This is a genomic window from Enterococcus sp. DIV1328a (assembly GCF_050536905.1).
GTDB classification, from domain to species: Bacteria; Bacillota; Bacilli; order Lactobacillales; family Enterococcaceae; genus Enterococcus; species Enterococcus faecalis.
Map to the genome: position 1 here is coordinate 1,167,092 of NZ_CP172912.1, position 25,341 is coordinate 1,192,432.

The 25,341-nt window shown below is 37.9% G+C and carries 24 protein-coding genes; all 24 read left to right on the forward strand.

Annotation, left to right across the window (positions count from 1 at the left end; translation table 11 throughout):
- Positions 1 to 4 precede the first annotated feature (4 nt).
- The 24 genes from pepT to uvrC all read left to right on the forward strand — a co-directional run bounded on the left by pepT (position 5) and on the right by uvrC (position 25,270).
- On the forward strand, positions 5 to 1,234 hold the full coding sequence (pepT, locus tag IGL93_RS05660; protein ID WP_002360428.1) for a peptidase T: 1,230 nt from the start codon (positions 5 to 7) through the stop codon (positions 1,232 to 1,234).
- 145 nt (positions 1,235 to 1,379) lie between these two features.
- Positions 1,380 to 1,646 (forward strand): DUF1294 domain-containing protein, encoded by a 267-nt coding sequence (locus IGL93_RS05665; protein ID WP_002357729.1) that lies wholly within the window; start codon positions 1,380 to 1,382, stop codon positions 1,644 to 1,646.
- 19 nt (positions 1,647 to 1,665) lie between these two features.
- Positions 1,666 to 2,694 carry a lysylphosphatidylglycerol synthase transmembrane domain-containing protein gene (locus tag IGL93_RS05670; RefSeq protein ID WP_002360426.1) on the forward strand — a complete coding sequence of 343 codons (1,029 nt, stop codon included), beginning with the start codon at positions 1,666 to 1,668 and terminating at the stop codon, positions 2,692 to 2,694.
- Positions 2,695 to 2,834: 140 nt separating this feature from the next.
- Entirely contained in the window at positions 2,835 to 3,410 is a 576-nt protein-coding gene (mobA, locus tag IGL93_RS05675; protein WP_002361748.1) for a molybdenum cofactor guanylyltransferase, read from the forward strand.
- Positions 3,411 to 3,425: 15 nt separating this feature from the next.
- The gene (locus IGL93_RS05680) at positions 3,426 to 4,250 is read left to right on the forward strand and encodes a formate/nitrite transporter family protein (protein WP_010775809.1); all 825 of its coding nucleotides are present in this window, start codon (positions 3,426 to 3,428) and stop codon (positions 4,248 to 4,250) included.
- On the forward strand, positions 4,240 to 4,821 hold the full coding sequence (locus tag IGL93_RS05685) for a hypothetical protein (protein WP_010775810.1): 582 nt from the start codon (positions 4,240 to 4,242) through the stop codon (positions 4,819 to 4,821). Before IGL93_RS05680 ends, IGL93_RS05685 begins: the two co-directional genes overlap by 11 nt.
- Positions 4,809 to 5,297, forward strand: a complete 489-nt coding sequence (locus IGL93_RS05690; protein WP_016617932.1) for an NAD(P)H-dependent oxidoreductase subunit E — start codon at positions 4,809 to 4,811, stop codon at positions 5,295 to 5,297. Before IGL93_RS05685 ends, IGL93_RS05690 begins: the two co-directional genes overlap by 13 nt.
- Before the next feature lie 11 nt (positions 5,298 to 5,308).
- Entirely contained in the window at positions 5,309 to 6,607 is a 1,299-nt protein-coding gene (locus IGL93_RS05695; RefSeq protein WP_010775812.1) for a complex I 51 kDa subunit family protein, read from the forward strand.
- A gap of 2 nt (positions 6,608 to 6,609) precedes the next feature.
- Complete coding sequence (fdhF, locus tag IGL93_RS05700; RefSeq protein ID WP_284954773.1) at positions 6,610 to 9,330, forward strand: formate dehydrogenase subunit alpha; 2,721 nt, start codon at positions 6,610 to 6,612, stop codon at positions 9,328 to 9,330.
- Positions 9,331 to 9,347: 17 nt separating this feature from the next.
- Entirely contained in the window at positions 9,348 to 10,550 is a 1,203-nt protein-coding gene (locus IGL93_RS05705; RefSeq protein ID WP_002366622.1) for a molybdopterin molybdotransferase MoeA, read from the forward strand.
- A 498-nt stretch (positions 10,551 to 11,048) separates the two neighbouring features.
- Positions 11,049 to 11,558 carry a cyclic pyranopterin monophosphate synthase MoaC gene (gene moaC, locus IGL93_RS05710; RefSeq protein ID WP_010713439.1) on the forward strand — a complete coding sequence of 170 codons (510 nt, stop codon included), beginning with the start codon at positions 11,049 to 11,051 and terminating at the stop codon, positions 11,556 to 11,558.
- A complete protein-coding gene (moaA, locus tag IGL93_RS05715; protein ID WP_080114602.1) occupies positions 11,555 to 12,529 on the forward strand; it encodes a GTP 3',8-cyclase MoaA in 975 nt (324 codons plus the stop codon). The genes moaC and moaA overlap by 4 nt, the downstream gene beginning before the upstream one ends.
- Positions 12,530 to 12,531: 2 nt before the next feature.
- A complete protein-coding gene (locus tag IGL93_RS05720; RefSeq protein ID WP_002357714.1) occupies positions 12,532 to 12,966 on the forward strand; it encodes an MOSC domain-containing protein in 435 nt (144 codons plus the stop codon).
- On the forward strand, positions 12,959 to 13,441 hold the full coding sequence (locus tag IGL93_RS05725; protein WP_016617934.1) for a MogA/MoaB family molybdenum cofactor biosynthesis protein: 483 nt from the start codon (positions 12,959 to 12,961) through the stop codon (positions 13,439 to 13,441). Before IGL93_RS05720 ends, IGL93_RS05725 begins: the two co-directional genes overlap by 8 nt.
- Positions 13,442 to 13,444: 3 nt before the next feature.
- Positions 13,445 to 14,416 carry a molybdopterin-binding protein gene (locus IGL93_RS05730; RefSeq protein ID WP_010713437.1) on the forward strand — a complete coding sequence of 324 codons (972 nt, stop codon included), beginning with the start codon at positions 13,445 to 13,447 and terminating at the stop codon, positions 14,414 to 14,416.
- An 18-nt stretch (positions 14,417 to 14,434) separates the two neighbouring features.
- Entirely contained in the window at positions 14,435 to 15,235 is an 801-nt protein-coding gene (modA, locus tag IGL93_RS05735) for a molybdate ABC transporter substrate-binding protein (protein WP_010775816.1), read from the forward strand.
- Positions 15,236 to 15,243: 8 nt separating this feature from the next.
- Positions 15,244 to 15,915 (forward strand): molybdate ABC transporter permease subunit, encoded by a 672-nt coding sequence (gene modB, locus IGL93_RS05740; RefSeq protein WP_002360415.1) that lies wholly within the window; start codon positions 15,244 to 15,246, stop codon positions 15,913 to 15,915.
- The gene (locus IGL93_RS05745) at positions 15,912 to 16,916 is read left to right on the forward strand and encodes an ATP-binding cassette domain-containing protein (protein WP_010709397.1); all 1,005 of its coding nucleotides are present in this window, start codon (positions 15,912 to 15,914) and stop codon (positions 16,914 to 16,916) included. Before modB ends, IGL93_RS05745 begins: the two co-directional genes overlap by 4 nt.
- A 121-nt stretch (positions 16,917 to 17,037) precedes the next feature.
- Complete coding sequence (locus tag IGL93_RS05750; RefSeq protein ID WP_002357707.1) at positions 17,038 to 19,140, forward strand: heavy metal translocating P-type ATPase; 2,103 nt, start codon at positions 17,038 to 17,040, stop codon at positions 19,138 to 19,140.
- Between the two features lie 268 nt (positions 19,141 to 19,408).
- On the forward strand, positions 19,409 to 19,852 hold the full coding sequence (gene zapA, locus IGL93_RS05755; protein WP_002357706.1) for a cell division protein ZapA: 444 nt from the start codon (positions 19,409 to 19,411) through the stop codon (positions 19,850 to 19,852).
- 19 nt (positions 19,853 to 19,871) lie between these two features.
- Positions 19,872 to 20,420 (forward strand): CvpA family protein, encoded by a 549-nt coding sequence (locus IGL93_RS05760; protein WP_002357705.1) that lies wholly within the window; start codon positions 19,872 to 19,874, stop codon positions 20,418 to 20,420.
- 110 nt (positions 20,421 to 20,530) lie between these two features.
- On the forward strand, positions 20,531 to 22,897 hold the full coding sequence (locus tag IGL93_RS05765; protein ID WP_010775817.1) for an endonuclease MutS2: 2,367 nt from the start codon (positions 20,531 to 20,533) through the stop codon (positions 22,895 to 22,897).
- A gap of 97 nt (positions 22,898 to 22,994) precedes the next feature.
- Positions 22,995 to 23,309 carry a thioredoxin gene (trxA, locus tag IGL93_RS05770; protein WP_002357703.1) on the forward strand — a complete coding sequence of 105 codons (315 nt, stop codon included), beginning with the start codon at positions 22,995 to 22,997 and terminating at the stop codon, positions 23,307 to 23,309.
- Between the two features lie 164 nt (positions 23,310 to 23,473).
- Positions 23,474 to 25,270: an excinuclease ABC subunit UvrC gene (gene uvrC / locus IGL93_RS05775; protein ID WP_010775818.1), complete on the forward strand. Its 1,797-nt coding sequence runs from the start codon at positions 23,474 to 23,476 to the stop codon at positions 25,268 to 25,270.
- Positions 25,271 to 25,341: the final 71 nt, after the last annotated feature.

The following is a 25,341-nucleotide window of genomic DNA, read 5'->3' on the forward strand; positions in this document are numbered from 1 at the left end:
TTTTATGTATGAAAATCTATTACCTCGTTTTTTACGCTATGTGAAAACAGAAACACGCTCAGATGCAACTAGCACAACGACACCATCAACACAAACACAAGTAGCCTTTGCACAAACCTTAAAAAAAGAATTAGAAGAATTAGGGATGAGCGATGTTATTTATAACGAAACAAATGGTTTTGTGATTGCTACGTTACCTAGTAACGTGGAGAAAGACGTTCGTTCAATCGGCTTTATTGCCCATATGGATACGGCTGATTTTAATGCAGTGAATGTTTCTCCGCAAATTGTTGAGAACTATGACGGAGAATCAACGATTCCTTTAGATAAAGAAGGCAAATTCACTTTAAATACGAAAGACTTTCCTAACTTAAAAAATTATCGTGGTGAAACACTTATCACAACCGATGGTACCACTTTATTAGGGGCTGATGATAAATCAGGTATTGCGGAAATAATGACAGCCATGGAATATTTAATTAATCACCCAGAAATTAAGCATGGCACCATTCGTGTGGCTTTCGGTCCTGACGAAGAAATTGGTGTAGGTGCCGACAAATTTGATGTCGCTCAATTTAACGTGGATTTTGCTTATACAATGGATGGTGGGCCAGTAGGTGAATTACAATTTGAAACGTTTAATGCGGCGCAAGCAGAAATTACAATTCAAGGGAAAAACGTTCATCCAGGAACGGCGAAAAATACAATGATTAATGCGTTACAACTAGGAATTGATTTCCATAATGCCTTACCTGCTGACGAAGTTCCAGAAAAAACAGCAGGTGAAGAAGGCTTTTATCATTTAGCAGCGTTTGCTGGAACGCCAGAAGAAGCTACAATGACGTATATTATTCGCGATCACAATCGCGAGATTTTTGAAGCACGTAAAGCTAAAATTAAAGAAATTCAGCAAACATTGAATGCACCATTTGATGAAGAACGAATCAAAGTTGATTTATTTGATCAATACTATAATATGCGAGAAGTGATTGAAAAAGATATGTCCATTGTCGAAATTGCTAAACAAGCAATGGAAGAATTGTCAATTCAACCAATTATTGAACCTGTTCGCGGTGGAACGGATGGCTCAAAAATTTCTTATTTAGGGATTCCAACACCAAATATCTTTGCTGGTGGCGAAAATATGCATGGCCGTTTTGAATTTGTTTCATTACAAGCCATGGAAAAAGCGACCAATGTGATTATTAAAATTGCTGAATTAAATGCAAAATAAATGAGGTACTCAATAGGAAAGTAAGAAAACGGGCAACCGAGAGCTTACTTTCCTGTTGTAGTTTCATGAGTCATTGAAAATTTTTTTGCAATTAGAATCAGAACAAGGTATCCTAGTACAGTAACTAGTTAGGAGGCCAGAAAGAATGCTTCAGTGGATAGTAATCATTTATTTCCTCGTCATTAATTTAGTATTGTTTAGTATGATGGGTTATGATAAAAAACAAGCAAAACGTGGGGACTGGCGTATTCCAGAACGCCGCTTATTGACGATAGGACTTGTCGGTGGCGGTCTAGGTGGGCTAATGGGACAAAAGAAATTTCATCATAAAACCCAAAAACCAGTTTTTGCATTGTGTTATTCAATTGGCGTAATCGCGATGATTAGTTGCATCTATCTAACGTTTAAGTAAGAACAAAAAAGGAGAAGCGATGAAAGGAAAAGTAAAAATTGGCTTAAATATGTTGTTAATGATTATCGTTTTAGGCGTAATCTTTTATGTCATGGATAATTCATTAAGTGATATTTTTGCTCAACTGATGGAAACGAGTTGGCTGGTGCTGATTGCTGTTATTTTTTTTGGAGTAGTTTATCAATTTGCAGAAGGGCGCTCAATCAAGGAAATAGCTCGTTATTTTAACAAAGACTTTACAACAGTGGATGGTTTTTTTACTTCTTGTTATGTAGCATTTTATCGGATTATTTCATTTGGCACGGGAACCTTGCTTTCAGAAATTTATTTTTATAAGAAAAAGGGAATTCCTGTTTCTAAAAGTGTGGGGATAACGGCATTACATATGATTATGTACAAAGCAGCCGTGATTTTTTTAGCAATTATTGGTTTGATTATTCAATTTTCCCTGTTTTATGAAAATGCGCCTAAGATGATTCCATTCATTTTAGCAGGTGTTATTTTAACATTAGTAATAATTGCAGCATTACTTATTTTATCTAGTAGCTTAAAGTTGCAAGTTTTATTGGTTAAGTTTGCCAATCGTTGGTTTAAACGACCAAAACTAAGAGATTGGGTGGATAATTGTAATTTACAAATCTATTCCTTGCGGGCGGCTGTCCAAACAATTACACAAGATCGCTCAGCGTTGCTTCGAATCTTTTCATGGAATGTATTTAAATTATTATTTTGGTACATTATTCCTTACATTGTTTTAGTAGAAAATCACCCGAATATTGATTTATTATTAGTGATGTCCTTTACCAGTTTTGCTGTTATTCTTTCAGGAGTTATTCCAACACCTGCTGGCATTGGTCCATTTGAATTTGTTTACTTATTGTTGTTTAAACCATTGGTCGGCAATGTTGATGCTGTAGCATCTGTTTTACTGTATCGATTTGGTAGCTTTGTGTTACCCTTTTTGATTGGCTTGGTTTATGTCGCCATTGAGAAACGAAAATCATTACGCATTGAGATTGAAGAAATAAAACGTCAAACAGATGAATAAGGTAGAACGAGAAAAAGAGTCGCTCTTTTTCTCGTTCTTTTTTTTTAAAAGGAATTGACTTGTACGAGGGATGTCTTATAATAGACTTAATACATGACTAAAAAATATTTTTTTGAACTAATAAAAATTATGGTAAAGGGGTGGCGAAAATTATTGCTGATTGTACAGCAGTGCTGTTATGCGGCGGGAAAAGTTCACGGATGGGATTTGATAAAGCATTATTGAAAATTCAAGGCCAATACGTGATCTTGCAAACAGCTGAAAAGTTAATGGAACTGTTCGAAGAGGTTATTTTAGTAACGAATGATAGTCAAAAATTTCCTAAGGCGTTTAGAAAATGCACAATCATTCAAGATATGTATCTTGGAAAGGGGCCATTAGGTGGGATTGTGACAGCAATGAACTATACTCAGAAAGCTGAAGTGTTTGTAATTGCCTGTGATATACCAACTTTTTCTCCTAAACTTGTGTATCAGTTAGCCTCTAAGCGTGGACAAAATCAAGTAACAATCTTTGACTTTGAAGGTCGTCAAGAACCATTATTTGGCTTTTATCGATGTTCTTGTTTACCAACATTTCAAAAACAGCTTGCGCAAAATAACTATCAGATTCGGCAAGAATTTGAGCATCTATCTGTAAAAACGGTGCAACTATCAAAAGAGAATCAACTTAAAAATGTCAATCGAAAAGAAGAATTGTCTCAGTGGTATCGATAAAAAGGAGGAATCGTAATGGATTTTTTCAGTAGTGAAGAAATAGTTGCAAGCTTAGGTGATAAGGCAAAAATGAAAGGGAAATTATCGTTTGTTCGACTCTGTATTTTAGGCATCATGGCTGGTTTTTGTATTGCACTGGGTTACTTGGCGTTTATTCGTATCACTGGAACCGCCCCCACAGAATGGGGAAGTTTTAACAACTTTCTGGGTGGAGCTTTATTTCCAGTTGGATTGATAGCGCTTACTTTTGTTGGTGGTGAGTTAGCAACAGGCAATATGATGGTAATGACATTAGGCGTATTACAGAAAAAGGTTCGAGTGGGCACTCTTTGTTATAACTGGCTAGTTGTTTTATTGACCAATTGTCTAGGCGGATTTCTTGTGGCGTATTTATTTGGCCATATTGTTGGGTTAACTGAAGGTGCGTTTCTGGATAAAACAGTCGCAGTTGCTCAGGCGAAAATTGCTGATCCACCGCTAGTTGCTTTTGTTTCAGGGATTGGCTGTAATATTTTTGTTTGTTTAGCGGTTTATCTCGGAGCGTTGGCAAAATCATATTTAGGTAAAATGTTTGGCTTGTGGTTTCCTGTCATGGTTTTCGTTGTTTGTGGGTTTCAACACGTGGTCGCCAATGCGTTTATTATTCCAGCGGCAATTTTTTCACAAAGCACCACAATCAGTTGGTGGGATTATTTGCAAAATACACTATGGGTATTTTTAGGCAATGCAGTAGGTGGCAGTCTTTTTATGGCCGTACCATTGATCTTTATGACAAAACCAGCAACTGTCAAACCAAGAGTTGAGAAAACGATTCAGACGGAGGAGCTCTATGGCAATTGAGATACCAAACATGATTCAAATTGGTTCTACTGGTCGGAATAGTGGCAAAACGACATTAGCCGAAGCCCTTATTAAACAGTACCAAGAAGTCTATCCAATTTATGGCTTGAAGATTATTACGATTAGTGGTCAACGAGGGGTGTGTCAACGAGGCACAAAAGGATGCGGAATTTGTACCAGTATTACAGCTGGTTATGAATTAGTAGAAGAGCAAGAGACGATTGGCAATAAAGATACCATGAAATTATTAGCTGCAGGTTGTCAAAAAGTTTTTCTATTGAAAGTTTTTCAAGAAAATTTGGCGGAAGCCATTCAGCAATTTCTGAAAGCTGTGCCGGCCCAAGCATTAATCATTTGTGAATCAAATTCATTACGTAATGTTGTACAGCCAGGACTATTTCTTATGATGAATAACCAGAATCGCCAAAAAGAATCAGCAAAAAATGTTATAGATAAAGCCGATTTTTGTTTACTATCTGCTGAAATACCAAAAGAATTGCGTATCTATTATCAAGGAGAACAACTTCAAGTTTCACTAAAAAGGGGGAATAAAAAGGAATGTGTGCATTAAGCTTAATTGAAAAAGAAGCGATTATTCTAGCAAACGATGCTGATCCACAACGAATTTTAAATATTTTAATTGAATTACAATTTGCTTCAGAGGAAGGGTATATCGATCAGGAAACAGCTCAATTAGTTGCAGAGCATCTACATTTAACGGAAGCGCGAGTCTATGAAATCGTCAGTTTTTATGCCATTTTAAAGACGGAACCGCAAGCGAAGTATGTCTTGAAGATTTGTAACAGCACACCGTGTCATTATACTGGTGGGGCGATGGTTGCAGAGGTATTAGAAACCATTTTAGAAGTGCCAGAGAATCAGCCGACCCCAGATGGCTTATTTATGTATCACAGTATTCCTTGTATCGGGGCTTGTGATTTAGGTCCAGTAATTAAAATTAAGGACACCGTTTTTAGTCAACTAACAGAAGAGAAAATTTATCAATTAATTCAACATTTACAAAATGATTGCTATGAAGGACTGTAGGAGGTGAGTCAATGCTTAAGAGAAACCAACCAATGTTATTAGAGAGAATGGGGAAAATGCAATCTGCGACCGATGTTTCTGAATATTGTAAATACGATGGATTTGATGGTTTAAAAAGAGCAATTTCACTATCGGATGAAGAAATTTTAAACGAACTGGATATTGCGCACTTAAGAGGTCGCGGTGGAGCAGCCTATCCTTTAGGAAAAAAATGGCGCCATCTTTATCATGCAAAAGGAACCACAAAGTACATTGTTTGTAATGCTGATGAAGGCGAACCAGGGACCTTTAAGGATAAAGTACTTTTATCTGAAGATCCATTGAGTGTGATTGAAGGAATGATCATTGCTGGCTATTTATTTTCAGCAAAAGCAGGTTATATTTATATGCGAGGAGAATATCGCAGAATCCAAAAAACATTTCAAGAAGCACTGGATAATGCACGACAAGCTGGCTTTTTAGGGGAAAACATTTTAGGAATTGAAGGATTTAATTATGATATTACGATTATTTCTGGTGCTGGCGCCTATATTTGTGGGGAAAATTCAGCACTTTTAAATTCAATTGAAGGAAAAACGGGGCGGCCGCGTGTCAAACCACCACACTTAGCAGATGTTGGTTTATATTTGCAACCAACATTAGTAAATAATGTTGAATCATTTGCAAGTGTTCCTGTAATTTTACGAGAAGGTGGACAAGCCTTTTTAGAGATGGGTACTGCCGATGGTGGCGGAACAAAGCTAATTTGTTTGTCTGGACATATTAAAAATCGGGGCTTATACGAGGTCAACCTTGGAACACCATTAGAAGAAATAATTTATGGCGAGCAATACGGCGGAGGCTCTGCAACTGGTCGAGCATTAAAATTTATTCATTTCGGTGGACAATCCGGTCCAATTGGTGCTGTCTCAACGTTAACGGATTGTTTGTATTCTTACGAAGATTTATGGGCCCATGACTTATCTGTCGGCTCTGGTGCAATTGTAGTAATGGATGATTCAGTCAATGTTGTGGACTATTTAGTACACGTAGCGGCCTTTTTTGCTCATGAGTCCTGTGGTAAATGCACCCCTTGTCGATTGGGAACAACTAGGATTTTGGAATTATTGAGTAAATTCAATCGGAAAGAGGCAACAGCTAGTGATTTGCCACGATTGGAAAAGATGCTCACGCATGTCACGCGATTATCAGCTTGTGGTTTGGGCCAATCCGTCGCAACTTCAATGAAGAGTGCATTGGCTTTGTTTCCAGAAGAATTTGAAACGACTGCTGAAACAGAAATCTATGCCACCAGCAAAGGAGGTTGGTAAAAATGAAAACAAAGTTGCATACGCAAACAGTTACGTTGTCTATTGATAACCAAGAAGTAACTGTGCCTAAAGGGACTACTATTCTCGAAGCAGCGAAAACGCTAGGTGTTGAAATTCCAACGCTCTGTCATTTAAAGGAATTAGCACCTGATGGTTCTTGTCGGATGTGCGTGGTTGAGGTGGAAGGCGGCCGACGTGGTGGCTTAACAACTGCTTGTACGGCACATTGTCAAGAGGACATGGTTGTGTCAACACATTCTGAAAAAGTTGTTGATTCCAGACGTTTTATTCTTGATTTATTATTGAGTAATCATAAATTAGAATGTTTTTCTTGTGGAAAAAACGGGGATTGTCAATTACAACAGTATGCGCTAGATTATGGGATTGATGCCACTAGCTTTACCGAGGGAAAAAGAATGCCTTGCCATCAAGAAGATACCAGTAATCCATTTTTCTCTTATGATCCAGAAAAGTGTATCATGTGTCGTCGTTGTGCTCGTGTCTGTCAATTGCGGCAGGGAAGAGATGTACTTAGTATTGCTAATCGTGGCTTTGAAACAAAAATGATGCCAAGTTATGGGCAGGCGTTTGATCAATCTATCTGTGAATCATGTGGCAATTGTGTCTCTTCCTGTCCTACAGGAGCGTTAACAGCAAAAGATACGAAAGAGTACCGCAAATGGGAAACCCAGAAAATTCCTACAACTTGTCCACATTGTGGGACAGGCTGTCAGATGAATTTACTCGTTAAAAATAATCGTTTGGTGGGTGTTGAACCCCTGGATGGACCAGCTAATAAAAATTTACTTTGTGTGAAAGGAAAATTTGCTTCATATAAATTTGTTGGGTCAGGAGATCGCTTAACGGAGCCATTAATTAAACGGAATGGGATTTTTGAACCTGCTTCTTGGGAAGAAGCCTTAACGCTTGTTTCGTCAAAATTTAACGAAATTAAAGCAGAAAACGGTCCGGATGCTCTTGCTGGTTTTTCGTGCTCTAGAGCGACAAATGAAGATAATTATGTCTTTCAAAAAATGGTGCGTGCTGCTTTTGGGACCAATAATGTTGATAACTGTGCCCGTGTTTGTCATTCGGCTTCGGTCCATGGTTTAGCCCAAACCTTAGTCTCTGGTGCGATGACTAATCCTATTGCTGATATCACTGAAGATGTCGACATGATTTTATTAGTAGGTTCCAATCCAGAAGAAGCTCATCCAGTTATTGGTGCGCAAATTCGCCAAGCCATCCAAAGAGGAACGCAAGTTGTTGTTGTTGATCCGCGGAAAATTAACTTAGTGAAGGATAGTGCGCTGCATTTACAAGTTCAGGCGGGAACGAATGTCGCATTTGCTAATGGCATGATGCATGTGATTTTGAAAGAAGGTTTAGCAGATCACCATTTTATTGAAGAACGGACAGAAGGATTTTTAGATTTAGAAAAAATGGTGGCTGATTATACGCCGGAAAAAGTCGCAGAAATTTGTCATATTCATCCAGAAGATTTAATTCAAGCAGCACGCATGTATGCAAAAGCAGAGAAAGCACCAATCATTTATTGTTTAGGCGTAACGGAACATTCGACAGGAACTGAGGGTGTTATGAGTATGTCTAATTTGGCAATGTTGGTTGGTAAAGTTGGAAAACCAGGCTGTGGTGTCAATCCTTTGCGAGGTCAAAATAATGTTCAAGGTGCTTGCGATATGGGCTGTATGCCTTATGATTTCCCAGGCTATCAAAAAGTCAATAATCCAGAAGTAATCGACAAATTTGAAAAAGCTTGGCATGTGCCGTTAAATCGAAACACAGGTTTAACTTCTACTAAAGTCTTGCCAGCAGCAACGGCAGGAAACGTCAAAGGCCTTTATATTTTTGGAGAAGATCCAATTGTTACGGATCCAGACACAGGACATGTTCGTCAAGCTTTAGAAAGTTTAGACTTTTTAGTTGTTCAAGAATTATTTATGACCGAAACGGCTGCTTATGCAGATGTCGTTTTACCAGGCATCAGTTATGCAGAAAAAGACGGGACATTTACAAATACAGAACGGCGCGTGCAAAGAGTCCGTAAAGCTGTTGAACCAAGAGGACAAGCGCGAGAAGACTATGAAATTTTTTGTGAAGTCATGACACGAATGGGCTATCCTTGTGCGTATGAATCTGCAAAAGAAATTATGAAAGAAATTTCAGCTGTGACGCCTTCGTTTGGTGGAATTAATTATGAACGATTAGAGAAGGAGAGCTTACAATGGCCTTGTCGTAGCTTGACAGATCCAGGTACGCCGATTATGCATGTGGGCAGTTTTGCTCGTGGGAAAGGTTTATTTAAAGCAATTCCGTATAAGCAAGCACAAGAATTACCAGATGAAGAGTACCCGTATTTAATGTCGACAGGCCGAATGCTTTACCATTACAATACCCGAGCAATGACAGGACGAACGGAAGGGATTAACCAAATAGCGAATCACTCTTATATTGAGATAAATGCAGTCGATGCACAAGCTCTGGGAATCCAAGAAGGTGACAAAGTTGAAGTTCATTCTCGACGTGGCAAAATTGAAACCTATGCGGCTGTCGGAAATCGAGTATTTCCGCAAGAAGTCTTTATGACATTCCATTTTCCAGATGGAAATGTTAACGAAATCACCAATGCTGTATTTGATGATATCGCCACAATTCCTGAATATAAAGTTTGTGCCGTTGCGATTAAACCAGTGAATAAATAAAAAAGGATGGTTAAAACATGATCGAGTTGGAAGAAGCACGAGAGAAAATGACCCAACATATGAAGAGTCAATGTGAAACAGAAGAAGTGGCGCTGCTTGATTCCTTGGGGCGGATTAGCGGAGAAACCATTTTTGCAGAGACAGCGATTCCTCATTTTCCTCGTGCCGGGATGGATGGGTATGCCGTTCGTGCAGTAGAAACACGAGGTGCGACTGCTGAAAGCCCAAGTTGTTTAAAAGTCGTTGGTTCTTTAGTGGCAGGGGATTCCATGTTTTATTGTAATCAGACGAATAACTGTGCGATTAAAATAACGACAGGTGCTTTTATTCCAACCGATTTTGATGCTGTAGTGCCACAAGAATGGACGGATTTTGGGCAGGACCATGTTAAAATTTTTCGCTCTGTCACTGCGGGCCAAAACTATGCGGAAATTGGAGAAGATATTGCTTTTCAGCAAAAAATTTTAGCAAAACATCAACAGATTAATAGTCGCATGATTGGTTTGTTGGCAATGCAAGGGATTGATAAAGTTGTTGTTTTGAAGCGCATGAAGGTGGGGATTTTAGCGACCGGTAGTGAGTTAGTTTCTTTGGAAGAACCACTGTCAGTTGGGAAAATTTATAATAGTAATCTCTACATGTTAGCAGCTTTTGTCAAAGCGAGTGGCAATGAAGTAATCCACCTAGACCATTGTTCAGATGACCCTGAAGAATTAGCGAAGAGGCTGATTGAGATTTCACCGAAACTTGATGTATTAATTACTTGTGGTGGTGTTTCGGTAGGTGAAAAGGACAATTTACCTTTAGCGATTAAACGTATCGGAGGAACAGAGTTGTTTCATTTTGTAAATATGAAACCTGGAACCCCAGTTATGGGAAGTAAATTTCAAGAAACACTCATTTTAAGCGTTTCAGGCAATCCGTTTGCGGCAATGGTTAATTTACATCTTTTTTACTGGACATTATTAGCTACTTTTTTTAATTGTGTCGAGTTAAATCTCAAGGAACGAACAGTAATTTTAGCGCATGAATTAGCCCCCAGTAGACTACGTCGATTTTACCGAGCGAAAGAAATAGATGGCAAAGTAAATTTAGTGACAAAAAGTCATCTTTCATCCAATTTATCAAATACTTTAGAAACAAATTGCCTACTAGAACAACCAGCTGGTGTACTACTCAAAAAAGGCGCGCTTGTAAAAGTCTATTATTGGCAAACTTGATGACAACCTGACCTAAGATTAGTATGAAAGTAAAAGCCTGGAACAAAAATCACTTTGGATTTTTGTTCCAGGCTTAAAAATTGATAAACGGCGGGAACAGAAGCAACACTACGCGTTGCTCCGATCTCAACAACTTCTAAGGTGTTTTCTCGACATGCGTCTCGTCACAGTACAGCCTTCAAAAGAGCTACAGCTCTAAGAGTTGCGATGTTTCACTGTGAAGCATGAACAGATGAAATCATCGTACCTACTTGGTGAAGGTCCTTCGGAAATAAGCACTTCTGTCCCGACCTCTTATTGCTTATCAAGTTTTAAGACTTAGACAAAAGTCTGGTCAGGCTAAGCGAAGCACGTAATTTTTGTCGCTTAACTTTTTTAACTTCGATTTCTCGCTAAAAAAAATTGTGGATGCCAGATTGTTTTTTTGATGCAAGAGTGATACACTTGAAAAAGAAGTATTGTGTAAACGTTAACAAATGTCAAATGTGAGGTGGAGAGATGGTTCAAAGTAAGGAATTTACGCACTTGAATACACAAGGAGAAGTGCATATGGTTGATATTTCGGAAAAAAATGACACTCAAAGAACAGCCCTCGCTTATGGAGAAATTCACATGTTGGAAGCGACAGCAGAAGCGATCCAGACCCAAATGATTAAAAAAGGTGAAGTATTACAGGTAGCAAGAGTAGCTGGGATTACCGCCGCAAAACGAACGTTTGAATGGATTCCTTTGTGTCATTTGGTTGCTTTGACAAAGTGTGAAATTCAGTTTAATTGGCGCAATCAAACTTGTTTAGAAGTACGTTGCTTTACAAAAACAGTGGGTTCAACTGGCGTTGAAATGGAAGCGCTAACAGGTGTGCAGACAGCACTCTTAACAATTTATGACATGTGTAAAGCAATTGATCGCGGAATGACAATGACAAACATTGGTTTATTAGAGAAAAATGGTGGACGCAGTGGTCATTTCATTCGTTCTTCAATTAAATCAAAGGAAAGTGATGAGTGAACAGCATGAAAGATGCATTTAACCGTGAAATTGATTATGTTCGTTTGTCTTTAACAGATCGTTGTGACTTACGTTGCACGTATTGCATGCCAGCAACAGGTCTTTGCTTTTTAAAAAAAGAGCAGCTTCTAACAGATGATGAGATTATTTTTTTACTGAGGATATTAGCGAAAGAAGGCATCAAAAAAGTTAAATTAACAGGTGGTGAACCGCTTGTTAGACCAAATTTACTCTCTTTAATTAAAAGGATAAAGCAAATCTCAGGAATCGAAAAAGTAACCCTAACGACTAATGGCATGAAGTTAGCTCGTGAGGCTCAAGGGTTAAAAGAGGTGGGCTTGGACGGCATTAATATTAGCTTAGACACTTTGGATCCAGAAGAATTTCGAGAAATAACAAGAGTTGGTCAGTTAAGGAATGTTCTGGCGGGCTTAGAACAAGCGATTGATGTGGGATTACCTAATATCAAAATTAATACTGTAGCTAGGAAAGAGCTAAGTGAAGCAACAATTGTAGAACTGGCTGAAATCGCTAAGAAAGAGACTGTGCATCTTCGTTTCATTGAAATGATGCCAATTGGATTAGGGAAGGAGCATCCAGGTAAGCAACAAGAAGAAGTAGAAGACATTTTAACCAAACATTATGGAACGTTACAACCATACCAAAAACCATTGGGCAATGGCCCTGCTAGTTATTACGCCTTAAAAGATTTTAAAGGAAAAATAGGTTTTATTAGTGCATTAGGGCATTGTTTTTGCGAGACGTGCAATCGAATTCGAATTACTGCAGACGGCCATTTAAAAACGTGCCTGCATTCTGCAGACGGCTACTCGTTAAAGGAAGCTTTAGCTAAGGAACAAACAGCAGAATTGTTAGGGATTATCAAGAGTGGCATTGCCTGTAAGCCTGAAAAACATCTTTTCTTGGAACAACAAGGAGAACAACGATTTATGTCACAAATAGGAGGGTAAGTATGAAAACAGGAGAAATTATTGCAATAAATATTAGCCCACGAAGAGGCACACAGAAAAAGGAAATTCCTGAAGTCAACTTAATTAAAGGTTTCGGATTAGAAAATGATGCGCACGGCGGGAATTGGCATCGACAAGTCAGTTTGTTATCTTTTGAAGAAATAACGGCTTTCAATGAAAAAGGAGCTCGGGTTGGCAATGGTGCTTTCGGGGAAAACATAATCGTCTCAGGGATTGATTTACGTCAATTACCTGTTGGAACGAAAATGAAAATAGGCGATTCCGAATTGGTGGTTACTCAAATTGGGAAAGAGTGCCATAAACACTGTCAGATTTATGCGCGAGTGGGCGATTGCATCATGCCTAGAGAAGGAATCTTTGCAGTTGTTGTGACAGAAGGTCATATTAAAAAAGGAGACCAGTTAGACGTTGTTTAAAGTGGGCATTGTAACATTAAGTGATCGTTGCTTTCAAGGACTTGCTGTCGACCAATCGGGTTCCTTGATTCGTGAACAGTTACCTGCGCTCTACCAGGTAACCAAACAAACCATTTTACCAGATGAAGAAAATCAATTAGTAGAGCTATTGCAAGAGTGGTCTAAGACCTGTGATTTGATTTTAACGACAGGCGGCACAGGGTTGAGTGAACGGGATCGGACCCCAGAAGCTACCTTACGTGTAGCAGAGCGAATCATTCCTGGGATCAGTGAGGGCTTGCGTCAACTTAGCTTGGAAAAAACACCATTTGCTATGTTAAGTCGAGGCGTTTCTGTTCAAAGAGGACGCACGCTCATTGTTAATTTGCCTGGTAGTCCAAAAAGTGTAACAGAACATTTGCATTTTTTGTTGCCTGTTTTGCCCCACGCTTTGGATTTAATCACAAATAAAAAAATCATACATGATGAGGAATAAACCATGAAAACAATTCGAACAGAAGAGGCAGTTGGCCTTCCGTTGAGTCATGATATTACGCGAATTGACTATGGAAAGACCAAGGAAGTGTGTTTTAAAAAAGGACATATAGTTGTTCAAGAAGATATTCCAATTCTTTTATCATTAGGGAAAAAACATCTGTTTGTTTCCTTGGATCCAGCAGAAATACATGAAGAAGAGGCAGCGACATTTTTGTATAACCTGTTAACAGATGACTCATGTCAGCCGAGTGAAGTCCATGAAGGAAAAATTGTTGCTAAAGCTAGCACGAGAGGTCTTTTAAAAGTCAATCGAGAAAAATTAATTGCTTTAAATGAAATTGAAGGTCTTGCCTTGTCAACTAAAATTACCAATATAGAAGTTCAGAAAGATGAAAAAGTTGCAGCCTTTCGAGTGATTCCACTAACAATTTCTAAAAGCCAATTAGAAAAGGCATGCCAGTTCAGCACGTCTGAGCCACTAATCTCTGTGAAACCTTTCAAAAAAATACGGGTCGGGATTGTAACTACTGGCAGTGAAGTTTACACAGGATTGGTTGAGGATGCTTTTTACCCTGTGTTAAAAGCCAAGTTCTCCGCGTATCCTTTAGTTACGATTGTCAAGCAAGAAATTGTCGATGATCAGCCGCAAAAAATTACTGTTGCGATCAAAAAGATGTTAGCACAAGGGCTTGATCTGATTGTTTGTACAGGTGGTATGAGTGTAGATCCTGATGATTTGACACCGTTAGCAATTAAGCAGACAGGTGCTGAAATCGTAACCCATGGGACACCAGTCTTACCAGGCTCAATGTTTTTGCTGGCTTATAAAGGAGAGCAAACGATCATTGGCTTACCAGGTGGTGTTTTATTTTCAGAAAAAACGGTTTTTGATTTGTTGTTACCAAGATTAATGGCCAAAGAAGTGATTAAAAAATCTGAAATTATTGACTTGAGTTATGGCGGGTATTTATAAAAGAAAAGAGGCGTTCAAATGTCTAAACAAAAAAAGACTGTGTTCTTGCTTAGTTTATTCAGTTTAGTTGCCCTAATTGCTGCATGTACAAATCAGCCGCAAAAAGAAACAGTTTCAACAAAAAAAGAAGAAATAACCCTTGCGGCAGCAGCTAGCTTAGAATCAGTCATGGAGAAGAAAATTATTCCAGCCTTTGAAAAAGAGCATCCAGATATTCAGGTAACTGGAACCTATGATAGTTCTGGAAAATTACAGATGCAAATTGAAAAAGGCCTAAAAGCCGATGTATTTTTCTCGGCTTCGACAAAACAAATGAATGCATTGGTTGCAGAAAAACTAATTAATAAGAAAAGTGTCGTTCCTTTATTGGAAAACCAGCTTGTTCTTATTGTGCCTAACCAAGATCAAGCAAAGTGGCATGATTTTTCTGATTTAAAAAAAGCCCAAATGATAGCAATTGGTGATCCTGCAAGTGTTCCAGCTGGTCAATATGCCGAAGAAGGCTTAAAAGCTTTAGGCGCTTGGTCTTATGTAGAAAAACACGCAAGCTTTGGCACGAATGTAACAGAAGTCCTTGAATGGGTAGCTAATGCAAGTGCAGAAGCTGGCTTAGTTTATGCGACAGATGCAGCAACCAATTCAAAAGTAGCGATTGTTGTGGCCATGCCTGAAGCTGCTTTGAAGAAGCCAATCATCTATCCAGTTGGTAAAGTTGCCGCCTCTAAGAAACAAAAATCAGCGGATGCTTTTTTAAATTTTTTACAGAGTCAACAATGCAGAAAATATTTTGAAAATATTGGCTTTAAGTTAACAAAGTAGGTGGGAAAATGGATGTTCGACCAATTCTTTTATCTTTTCAGACAGCAATAATCGCCATTTTATTTACTTTTATTTTAGGAACAGGCGTTGCATATATTGTTTTTCGTTTGAAAAATCGTAAATTAAAAATTCTTTTGAATAGTTTATTTACGTTGCCATTAGTTTTACCGCCGACTGTTTTTGGTTTTTTTCTCTTAACTATTTTTGGTGTTCAGCAACCAGTCGGCCAGTTTTTACTTGATTTTTTTGCCATTCAAGTTGTTTTTTCATGGCCAGCTACGGTTATTGCTGCCGTTGCTGTTTCATTTCCTTTAATGTATCGTTCAGCCTTAACGGCGTTTGAACAAATGGATAGTGAGTTGTTGGCGGTGGCCCAGACACTCGGGTTTTCGGAAAGTCGATATTTTAGAAAAATTGCGTTACCTTTGTCGATGAACGGTCTCTTGGCCGGTGGCGTGTTAGCCTTTGCCCGCGGGTTAGGCGAATTTGGAGCGACGACAATGTTAGCAGGGAATATTGCTGGCAAAACAAGAACGCTTCCTTTAGCTATCTACTCTGCTGTAGCAAGTGGGGATTGGCGTTTAGCCAATCAATATGTTGTGATTATGTTATTACTTTGCCTGATTATTTTATTTTTTACGGAATTTTTTAGTCAGCGCGCTTGGAGAAGATCGGAATGAGATTAATTGTTGATATTCAAAAAGAATTGAAAAGTCATACTTTGCAAATTCAGTTTGAAACAAAGACTCAAACAACAGGAATTTTAGGTGCTTCTGGTTGTGGCAAGAGTATGTTATTAAAATGTATTGCGGGTGTTGAGACTGCGGATAAAGGTCAGATTGTTTTAAATGATCAAGTCTTATTCGATGCTGAACAAAAGATCAATTTGTCGCCGCAACAACGAAAAATTGGTCTTTTGTTTCAACAGTATGCGTTGTTTCCTCATTTATCGGTAGTAGAAAATCTGACGTGCGTGACAAAAGATTTACAATTGGTCACTCAATTGCTTGCGTCTTTTCACTTAACTAAAGTCCAACAACAATATCCTAGTCAACTTTCTGGAGGACAAAGACAACGAGTGGCTTTTGCGCGAATGCTAGCGGCTCAGCCGGCTTACCTATTATTAGATGAGCCATTTTCCGCATTAGATGCACCCTTAAAGGAAGAGCTGCAAATTGAACTTCAACAGCGATTAAGTAATTTAAATCAACATGCCTTAATTGTGAGTCATAGTTTAGATGAACTGTATAAGTTATGTCAGAGTTTAGTGATAATCACAAAAAACCAAACACTTTTTGGTGCAACAAATCAATTATTTAACCAACCTCAAACGATTGAAGCAGCTAAACTCACTGGTTGTAAAAATATTTGGCCTGTCAAACGCATAGATGCGCACAGAGTCCAAGTGATTGGCTGGCAACAAACACTAACGGTTACACAAGAAGTTCCTATTTCTTGTCATTCTATTGGTATTCGGGCCCATGATTTCACAACAGAACCGCAGGCAACCAATCAAATCGAAGTGCATCACTTACAAACATTGTCAGCACCTTTTGAACAAAGTGCTTGGTTTCAACACCAACAAACCAAAATTTGGTGGAAAGGCAGCAATAGACTCAATCCGAAAGTTATTACTCAGTTATCCATTCCACCTACAGCAATTATGCCATTATGTCTATAAAATAGAAAAAGATTACGTGAAGCAGTTGACATATGATCGCATCTTCATTTATAATAGATTCATGAAAGGTTATTCATGTAAACGGAATAATCGCTATTATATAGGGAGTGAAGGTGTTTAAATGCAAAAGAGTTATAAACTAGAAGGACTTGATTGTGCAAGTTGTGCAGACAAAATTGAAAAATCTGTCCAAAAAATTCACGGAGTAGAAAAAGCGCGTGTAGACTTCATGGCTGAAAAAATGACACTGGAAGTTGAATCAGGACATGATTTAGAAGTCGAAAATGAAGCGCGTGCAGTGATTGGTAAGTTAGAACCAGATGTCAAAGTTATTTCTTTAAAAGATGTCAAAGAAGAAGAGGGACGTAATCCAAATAAGAATCGCTTAATTCGTATCATTATTGCATTTGTTTTATTTTTAGCACTTATTATCATTAAGCCAAGTAATAATTGGGTTGCTTTGGCATCTTATTTAGTCGTTTATGTCTTAATTGGTGGCGACATTGTCAAACGAGCGGTAACGAATATTTTTCGTGGGGAAGTGTTTGATGAAAATTTCTTAATGTCTGTGGCAACGATTGGGGCATTCTTTATTGGGGAATATCCCGAAGCTGTGGCAGTAATGTTGTTCTACCAAGTCGGCGAATGGTTCCAAAGTGCTGCGGTTGATCAATCCAGAAAATCAATTGCCAAATTAATGGATATTCGTCCAGATTCAGCAAATCTTTTAGTAAATGGACAAATAAAAGCGGTCGCTCCAGATACAATTGAAATTGGGCAACAAATATTAGTGAAACCAGGTGAAAAAGTTCCATTAGATGGTCAAATTATTGATGGATCAAGTATGGTAGATACCTCTGCGTTGACTGGTGAATCCGTTCCAAGAACGGTCAAAGTCGGCGATGAAATCTTAGGTGGTTTTATCAATAAAAATGGGGCCTTGACCATTAATGTTACGAAAAAATTTGGGGATTCAACAGTTAGCAAAATTTTAGATTTAGTTGAAAATGCTAGCAGTAAAAAAGCCCCTGCAGAAAACTTTATTTCTAAATTTGCTCGTTACTATACACCAGTTGTCGTTGTTTTAGCTGTCTTATTGGCAGTGATTCCACCATTTATTTTCCCTGATACTTCTATTAATGAATGGGTTTATCGGGCATTAACGTTCTTGGTTATTTCTTGTCCATGTGCCTTAGTCATTTCTGTTCCTTTAAGTTTCTTCGGTGGAATTGGCGGAGCCAGCAAACTAGGTGTTTTAATTAAAGGAAGCAACTATTTAGAAATTTTAGCGAATACGGAAACGATTGTTTTTGATAAAACTGGTACGCTAACAAAAGGAAATTTTGTGGTTCAAAACATAACTAGTGTTGTTTTACCTGAAGAAGAGTTGTTGCGTTTAACAGCAACAGCAGAACAGTTATCCACTCATCCAATTGCTATTTCTATTAAAGAAAGCTATGGCAAAGAAACTGTTCCAGCAACAGCAATTGAAGAGGTTGCCGGACACGGTATCAAAGCCACAATTGAAGGTAAAACAGTTTTAGTCGGTAATGCGAAGTTAATGAAACAATTTGGTATCGAAGCACCAGAAGTGAAGGAAGCGGGAACTTTAATTTTTGTCGCTATTGATAATCAATTTGCAGGCTACTTAGTGATTGCGGATCAATTGAAACCAGATGCCATTTCAGCCATAAAAGAATTAAAAGCTGAAGGGGTCAAACAAACTGTTATGCTGACTGGAGACAATCAACAAGTTGCAGAAGCTATTGCAAAAGAAGTTGGTGTTGACAAAGTTTATGCAGAACTTTTACCAGATGGCAAAGTGGATCGTTTAGAAGAGTTGTTAAAAGCATCTTCACCTAAAAACAAAGTTGCCTTTGTTGGTGATGGTATGAATGATGCACCTGTTTTAGCCCGGGCTGATGTTGGGATTGCCATGGGTGGTTTAGGAAGTGACGCGGCAATTGAAGCTGCTGATGTGGTGATTATGAATGATGAACCAAGTCGTATCGCCTCTGCGATTAAATTATCAAGAAAAACATTGAGAATTGTTAAACAAAACATTATCTTTGCGATTGCTGTTAAAATCATTGTTTTGGTACTAGGTGCATTAGGCTTGGCTTCAATGCAAGCAGCAGTCTTTGCTGATGTTGGTGTAACTATTATCGCTGTTTTAAATGCTATGCGTTGTTTACGTGTAGAAAAGATGAAAGATAATAACTAAGCCTTAAAAAGTACAGCTGAAACAAACATTTTTAGCTGATTATCAGAGTTTGAGCGTGGGACAAAAATCACTTTGACTTTTTGTTCCACGCTTTTTCTCCTACACAATTTCTATTCGTTCTTAAATTGCCAGAGTTCTTGTAAAGAAATCTTTAAATTTTTCGCTTTGTGGCATATAATAAGAGAGAATTTGTACGAAAATTGCGCTTCGCTTTTTTTTCATGGTACAATAAGCAAGAATGGATTGATTTACAGGAGGGAACCTCAACATGGCATCAAATGAAAAAACACGATATAAAGCAATCATTGCAGACCATACGTATACAATTATTGGCCAAGAGTCAAAACAACATATGGATTTAGTCACAAAAATTGTCAACGAACAACTGGCGGAAATTAAACATCTTTCTCCGCAAACTGATACGGAACAAGCTTCTGTTTTATTAGCAATTAATGCAATTTCAGATCAACTAAAAAAACAAGAATATGCTTTAAAATTGGAAAAACAAGTAGCAGATTTAAAACAGAAAACCATTCGTTTGGCTGAATTAGAGAATCGTGTGCGCCGAATGGAAATTATCGAAGAAGAAGCACGGGATGTTTTGAAAAAGAATGGACAAGAAGATGTAGAAATTCATAATCATGTGGAAGCCCAACAAATTTTGAATGAAAATCGAAAACAGCAGATTCAAAATAAAGGTGTTTCGGAGTAGTTCCTGAAAGGATGACAAGATGTTAACAATACTTATTTTATTACTTTTAGCCTTTGGATTTTATACAGGAGCTAAACGAGGCTTGATTTTACAAGTGCTCTATTCGGTAGGTTACTTAATTTCATATTTTGTTGCTCGAACCTATTACAAAGAGGTCGCCTCTCATTTAGAATTGTATATTCCATATCCATCGGTTACGCCAACGTCAAAGCTTGTCTTTTTTAATCAAGAGATTTCTTTAGACTTGGACAAAGCCTTTTATTCAGCGGTTGCGTTTTTATTATTGCTGTTTGCAGGCTGGTTGGTCGTTCGTTTTTTAGCTATCTTTTTACATGGATTAACATTTATTCCAGTTTTGAAACAGGTAAATGGACTATTAGGTGGCGTATTAAGTGTTCTTGTGTTATACGTGGGTCTTTTTCTAGTGTTAGCTACGGCGTCAATGATTCCGTCAGATATTGTCCAAAATCAGTTTCGGTCAAGTGGCTTGGCACGAGGCATTGTAAAAAATACCCCAATTCTAACAAAACAAGCATATGAATTATGGGTTGAACCAATTACGAAATAAAGCTGAATGGGACTGAGATAGAGATAAGAAGTAAGTGAGCAAAGCGAAACTTCTTATGTTATGTCTCAGTCTTTTCAACAAATGAAAAAGTTAGAAAAGTAGGTGGAAAAATGAATCAGCGTATTCTATCAACATTAGGGTTTGATAAAGTAAAACAACAGTTGTTGCAATTTATTGTGACAGCTCAGGGGACAAACGAAGTTTCGGAATTATTACCGATTGCTGATGAAAATAAAATTCAATCATGGCTAAATGAAACACAGGATGGTTTAAAAGTTCAACGATTACGTGGTGGAATCCCCATTCCTAAATTAGAAAATATCCAACCACACATGAAACGGATTGAAATTGGTGCGGATTTAAATGGTGTAGAATTAGCACAAGTAGGTCGTGTCTTATCGACTACTTCAGAACTGACTCGTTTTTTTGATGAGTTAAATGAAAATGAAGTGGATTTTGAACGTTTATATATGTGGCGAGAGCAACTAGAAGTTTTGCCTGAATTAAATCGCCAACTCAAACAAGCCATTGATGATGATGGCTACGTCACAGATGAAGCTTCGCCAGCCTTAAAGGCAATTCGGCAAAATATTCGACGTAGTGAGCAGACCATTCGAGAAGAACTAGATAGTATTATTCGTGGGAAAAACGCACGTTATCTGAGTGATGCCCTTGTTACTATGCGAAATGAACGCTACGTGATTCCAGTCAAACAAGAATATAAAAATATTTTTGGTGGCGTGGTTCACGATCAAAGTGCTTCAGGACAAACCTTATTTATTGAACCTAAACAAATTTTAGAAATGAATAATCGTTTGCGACAACAACAAATTGCCGAAAGAAATGAGATTACTCGCATCTTGGCAGAACTGTCGGCTGAGTTGGTTCCTTATCGCCGAGAAATTACGCATAATGCTTATGTCATCGGTAAACTTGATTTTATTAATGCTAAGGCGCGACTAGGAAAAGAACTAAAAGCAGTTGTTCCAGAAGTTAGTCAAGCAAATCATGTAGTTTTTAAACAAGCCCGGCACCCACTATTAAATCCAGAAAAAGCTGTAGCCAATGACATTGTGATTGGAGAAGAATATCAAGCAATTGTGATTACAGGGCCTAATACCGGCGGGAAAACCATTACTCTGAAAACGTTAGGTCTTTTACAATTAATGGGTCAAGCTGGATTACCTATTCCAGTTGAAGAAGAGAGTAAAATGGGTATTTTTACAGAAGTATTTGCGGATATCGGGGATGAACAATCGATTGAACAAAGTTTAAGTACTTTCTCTTCACATATGACGAATATCGTGTCTGTCTTAAAGAAAGTCGATCATCAAAGTTTAGTACTATTTGATGAATTAGGTGCTGGGACAGATCCGCAAGAAGGGGCCGCTTTAGCGATTGCCATTTTAGATTCATTGGGCGCTAAAGGAGCCTATGTGATGGCAACAACCCATTATCCTGAATTAAAAGTGTATGGCTATAATCGAGCTGGAACAATCAATGCCAGTATGGAATTTGATGTAGATACTTTGAGTCCAACCTATCGTTTATTAATTGGCGTGCCTGGCCGAAGTAATGCTTTTGAAATTTCGAAACGTCTTGGATTAGACAACAGTATTATTGAAGCTGCAAAACAAATAATGGACGGTGAAAGTCAAGATTTAAACGAAATGATTGAAGACCTGGAAAACCGTCGCAAAATGGCCGAAACTGAATATTTAGAAGCTCGCCACTATGTCGATGAATCGGCCGCTTTGCATAAAGAACTGAAAGAAGCCTATCAAGTATTTTTTGAAGAACGAGAAAAAGAATTACAAAAAGCGCGGAAAGAAGCGAATAAAATTATTGCAGAAGCGGAAGAAAACGCAGAAACCATTATTTCTGATATTCGCAAAATGCAATTGGAAAGTGGCCAACAAGGTGGTGTCAAAGAACATCAGTTAATTGATGCGAAAACACAGCTTTCTCAATTACACCATGAAGAAACCAAGCTTGCTAAAAACAAAGTGCTGAAGAAGGCGAAAGAACAGAAAAAATTAAAAGCTGGCGATGAAGTAATTGTCAATACTTACGGCCAACGAGGGACCTTATTAAAAGACAACGGCAAAGGACAATGGCAAGTCCAATTGGGCATTTTAAAAATGAACGTATCTGAAGAGGATATGACGCCTGTCGCTCCACAAAAAGAAGCAAAACCAAGAGTTACAACGGTTCGTTCTGCAGAAAGCAGTCATGTTGGCACACAACTAGACTTACGTGGCAAACGCTACGAAGAAGCATTGGCAGAAGTTGACCAATACATTGATGCTGCGATTCTAGCGGGCTATCCACAAGTAACCATTGTTCACGGCAAAGGAACAGGTGCATTAAGAACCGGAATAACGGAATTTTTAAAAAATCACCGCAGTGTGAAAAGCTATGAATTTGCGCCACAAAACCAAGGTGGTAATGGTGCGACTGTCGTAAAATTCCAATAAATAAGGACTTACAATAAGTAAGCAGAACACTCGCTATCTTAGAGATGACGTGTTATACTAAGCATGTAATAAGAGTAAAGAGTAGGAGGTTTGTGAAATGACACAAGCAATTACCGATAAAGATTTTGCAACAGAAACAGATGAAGGATTAGTCTTAATCGACTTTTGGGCAACTTGGTGTGGCCCTTGTCGTATGCAAGCACCCATCTTAGAACAATTATCTGAAGAATATGATGAAGACGAAGTAAAAATCGTCAAAATGGATGTGGATGAAAATCCTGCAACACCAGCAAGTTTTGGAATCATGAGCATCCCAACATTGCTATTGAAAAAAGATGGCGAAGTTGTTGAAAAAGCAGTCGGTGTTCATACAAAAGACCAATTGCAAGCAATGATTGCCAAACACTTATAAACGTTGATTAGTCATTACGAATAGTCTGATTCAGTCTGAAGAGAAATCATTAGCGATTGTCTTTTCAGGCTGTTTCTTTCGTACATAAAGTAGCGGCTTTTTTTGTTTAATTACAAAAAGAGGTGTATAATAGATGAAGCATTTTGTTAGAAAGGAAGTATCGTATGAACGAACGAATAAAAAATAAATTAGCACTGCTTCCTGATCAACCTGGTTGTTATTTAATGAAAGATAAAAACGGCACGATTATCTATGTTGGGAAAGCCAAAATTTTGAAAAACCGTGTCCGGTCTTATTTTCGTGGTAGCCATGATACTAAGACAGAACGATTAGTCAGTGAAATCGATGATTTTGAATATATTGTGACAGAATCGAATATTGAAGCACTTTTATTAGAAATTAATTTAATCCATAAAAATAATCCCAAATATAACATCATGTTAAAAGACGATAAAACCTATCCTTTTATCAAAATCACAAACGAAAAATATCCTCGTTTAATGATTACTCGAAAGGTTTTAAAAGATAAAGCGTTATATTTCGGGCCATATCCAGATGTAAATGCAGCGAATGAAACAAAGAAACTGTTAGATCGGCTTTTTCCTTTGCGAAAATGTAATCCATCGCAAAAAACACCTTGTTTGTATTATCATTTAGGACAATGTCTGTGTCCCTATGCTTTTGATGTGGATCCGCAAGTCTACAAAGATATGGTGGAAGAGATTAAAGGGTTTCTCTCTGGTGGACATACAGAAATTCAGGACCGCTTACAAGAAAAAATGGCTTATGCAGCTGCACATATGGAATTTGAAAAAGCTGCAGAATTTCGCGATCAAATTAAAGCGATTGAAACAGTTATGACCCGCCAAAAAATGACGAATGTGGATTTAATTGATCGTGATGTGTTTGGTTATGCTGTTGATAAAGGCTGGATGTGTGTCCAAGTATTCTTTGTCAGACAAGGAAAATTAATCGAACGTGATGTATCGATTTTTCCATTTTATGATGATGCCAGTGAAGCATTTTTAACTTTTATTGGACAATTTTATCAAGAGAATGAGCATTTTGTGCCAAAAGAAGTCTTGATTCCTGATGACATTGATAAAGAAAGCGTCGAAGCTTTATTAGTTACGAAAGTCTTGCAGCCGCAACGGGGAGAAAAGAAAAAACTGGTTAAATTAGCCAGTAAAAATGCTGCAGTTGCTTTAAATGAAAAATTTGATTTGATTGTACGGAAACAAGAACGAACAATTGGCGCAGTTGAAAAATTAGGCAATGCGATGAACATACCTGCGCCCATTCGAATTGAAGCATTTGATAATTCAAATATTATGGGAACAAACCCTGTTTCTGCGATGGTTGTGTTTATTGACGGACGGCCAGCTAAAAATGAGTATCGAAAATATAAAATAAAAACCGTCCAAGGTCCTGATGATTACGCTTCTATGAGAGAAGTCATTTATCGCAGATATTCACGAGTTTTAAAAGAAGGCTTGCCTTTTCCTGATTTAATTTTAATCGATGGTGGTAAAGGCCAAGTCGATGTTGCTAAAGATGTGTTAGCCAATCAACTAGGAGTCGATATTCCTGTAGCTGGATTAGCCAAGAACGACAAGCACAAAACGAGTGAACTTTTATTTGGTCCAAACTTAGAAGTTGTACCATTGGAAAGAAACTCACAAGAATTTTTCTTGTTGCAACGAATCCAAGATGAAGTCCATCGTTTCGCCATCACATTCCATCGTCAATTACGTAGTAAAAATAGTTTTGCTTCCAAATTAGATAACATTGAAGGCTTGGGACCGAAACGCAAAAAAAATCTTTTAAAAGAATTTAAATCGCTTAAAAATATTACGTCAGCCAGTGTTGAAGAATTAAGAAAAGCTGGGTTACCTGAAACTGTCGCAAAGAATGTGTATCGTCATTTGCGTCAAGAAACAACCTCTGAGATAGAAAAATAAATGAAAATGAACCAGACAAATTAGGTGCTTTTCCTAATTTGTCTGTTTTTTTTTATTCAATTTTTTCATGA

Bases quoted from the DNA above. Each gene is read 5' to 3' on its own strand.
- pepT (WP_002360428.1), top strand. From the start codon at position 5: ATGTATGAAAATCTATTACCTCGTTTTTTACGCTATGTGAAAACAGAA.
- IGL93_RS05665 (WP_002357729.1), top strand. From the start codon at position 1,380: ATGCTTCAGTGGATAGTAATCATTTATTTCCTCGTCATTAATTTAGTA.
- IGL93_RS05670 (WP_002360426.1), top strand. From the start codon at position 1,666: ATGAAAGGAAAAGTAAAAATTGGCTTAAATATGTTGTTAATGATTATC.
- IGL93_RS05680 (WP_010775809.1), top strand. From the start codon at position 3,426: ATGGATTTTTTCAGTAGTGAAGAAATAGTTGCAAGCTTAGGTGATAAG.
- IGL93_RS05685 (WP_010775810.1), top strand. From the start codon at position 4,240: ATGGCAATTGAGATACCAAACATGATTCAAATTGGTTCTACTGGTCGG.
- IGL93_RS05690 (WP_016617932.1), top strand. From the start codon at position 4,809: ATGTGTGCATTAAGCTTAATTGAAAAAGAAGCGATTATTCTAGCAAAC.
- IGL93_RS05695 (WP_010775812.1), top strand. From the start codon at position 5,309: ATGCTTAAGAGAAACCAACCAATGTTATTAGAGAGAATGGGGAAAATG.
- fdhF (WP_284954773.1), top strand. From the start codon at position 6,610: ATGAAAACAAAGTTGCATACGCAAACAGTTACGTTGTCTATTGATAAC.
- IGL93_RS05705 (WP_002366622.1), top strand. From the start codon at position 9,348: ATGATCGAGTTGGAAGAAGCACGAGAGAAAATGACCCAACATATGAAG.
- moaC (WP_010713439.1), top strand. From the start codon at position 11,049: ATGGTTCAAAGTAAGGAATTTACGCACTTGAATACACAAGGAGAAGTG.
- IGL93_RS05720 (WP_002357714.1), top strand. From the start codon at position 12,532: ATGAAAACAGGAGAAATTATTGCAATAAATATTAGCCCACGAAGAGGC.
- IGL93_RS05730 (WP_010713437.1), top strand. From the start codon at position 13,445: ATGAAAACAATTCGAACAGAAGAGGCAGTTGGCCTTCCGTTGAGTCAT.
- modA (WP_010775816.1), top strand. From the start codon at position 14,435: ATGTCTAAACAAAAAAAGACTGTGTTCTTGCTTAGTTTATTCAGTTTA.
- modB (WP_002360415.1), top strand. From the start codon at position 15,244: ATGGATGTTCGACCAATTCTTTTATCTTTTCAGACAGCAATAATCGCC.
- IGL93_RS05745 (WP_010709397.1), top strand. From the start codon at position 15,912: ATGAGATTAATTGTTGATATTCAAAAAGAATTGAAAAGTCATACTTTG.
- IGL93_RS05750 (WP_002357707.1), top strand. From the start codon at position 17,038: ATGCAAAAGAGTTATAAACTAGAAGGACTTGATTGTGCAAGTTGTGCA.
- zapA (WP_002357706.1), top strand. From the start codon at position 19,409: ATGGCATCAAATGAAAAAACACGATATAAAGCAATCATTGCAGACCAT.
- IGL93_RS05760 (WP_002357705.1), top strand. From the start codon at position 19,872: ATGTTAACAATACTTATTTTATTACTTTTAGCCTTTGGATTTTATACA.
- IGL93_RS05765 (WP_010775817.1), top strand. From the start codon at position 20,531: ATGAATCAGCGTATTCTATCAACATTAGGGTTTGATAAAGTAAAACAA.
- trxA (WP_002357703.1), top strand. From the start codon at position 22,995: ATGACACAAGCAATTACCGATAAAGATTTTGCAACAGAAACAGATGAA.
- uvrC (WP_010775818.1), top strand. From the start codon at position 23,474: ATGAACGAACGAATAAAAAATAAATTAGCACTGCTTCCTGATCAACCT.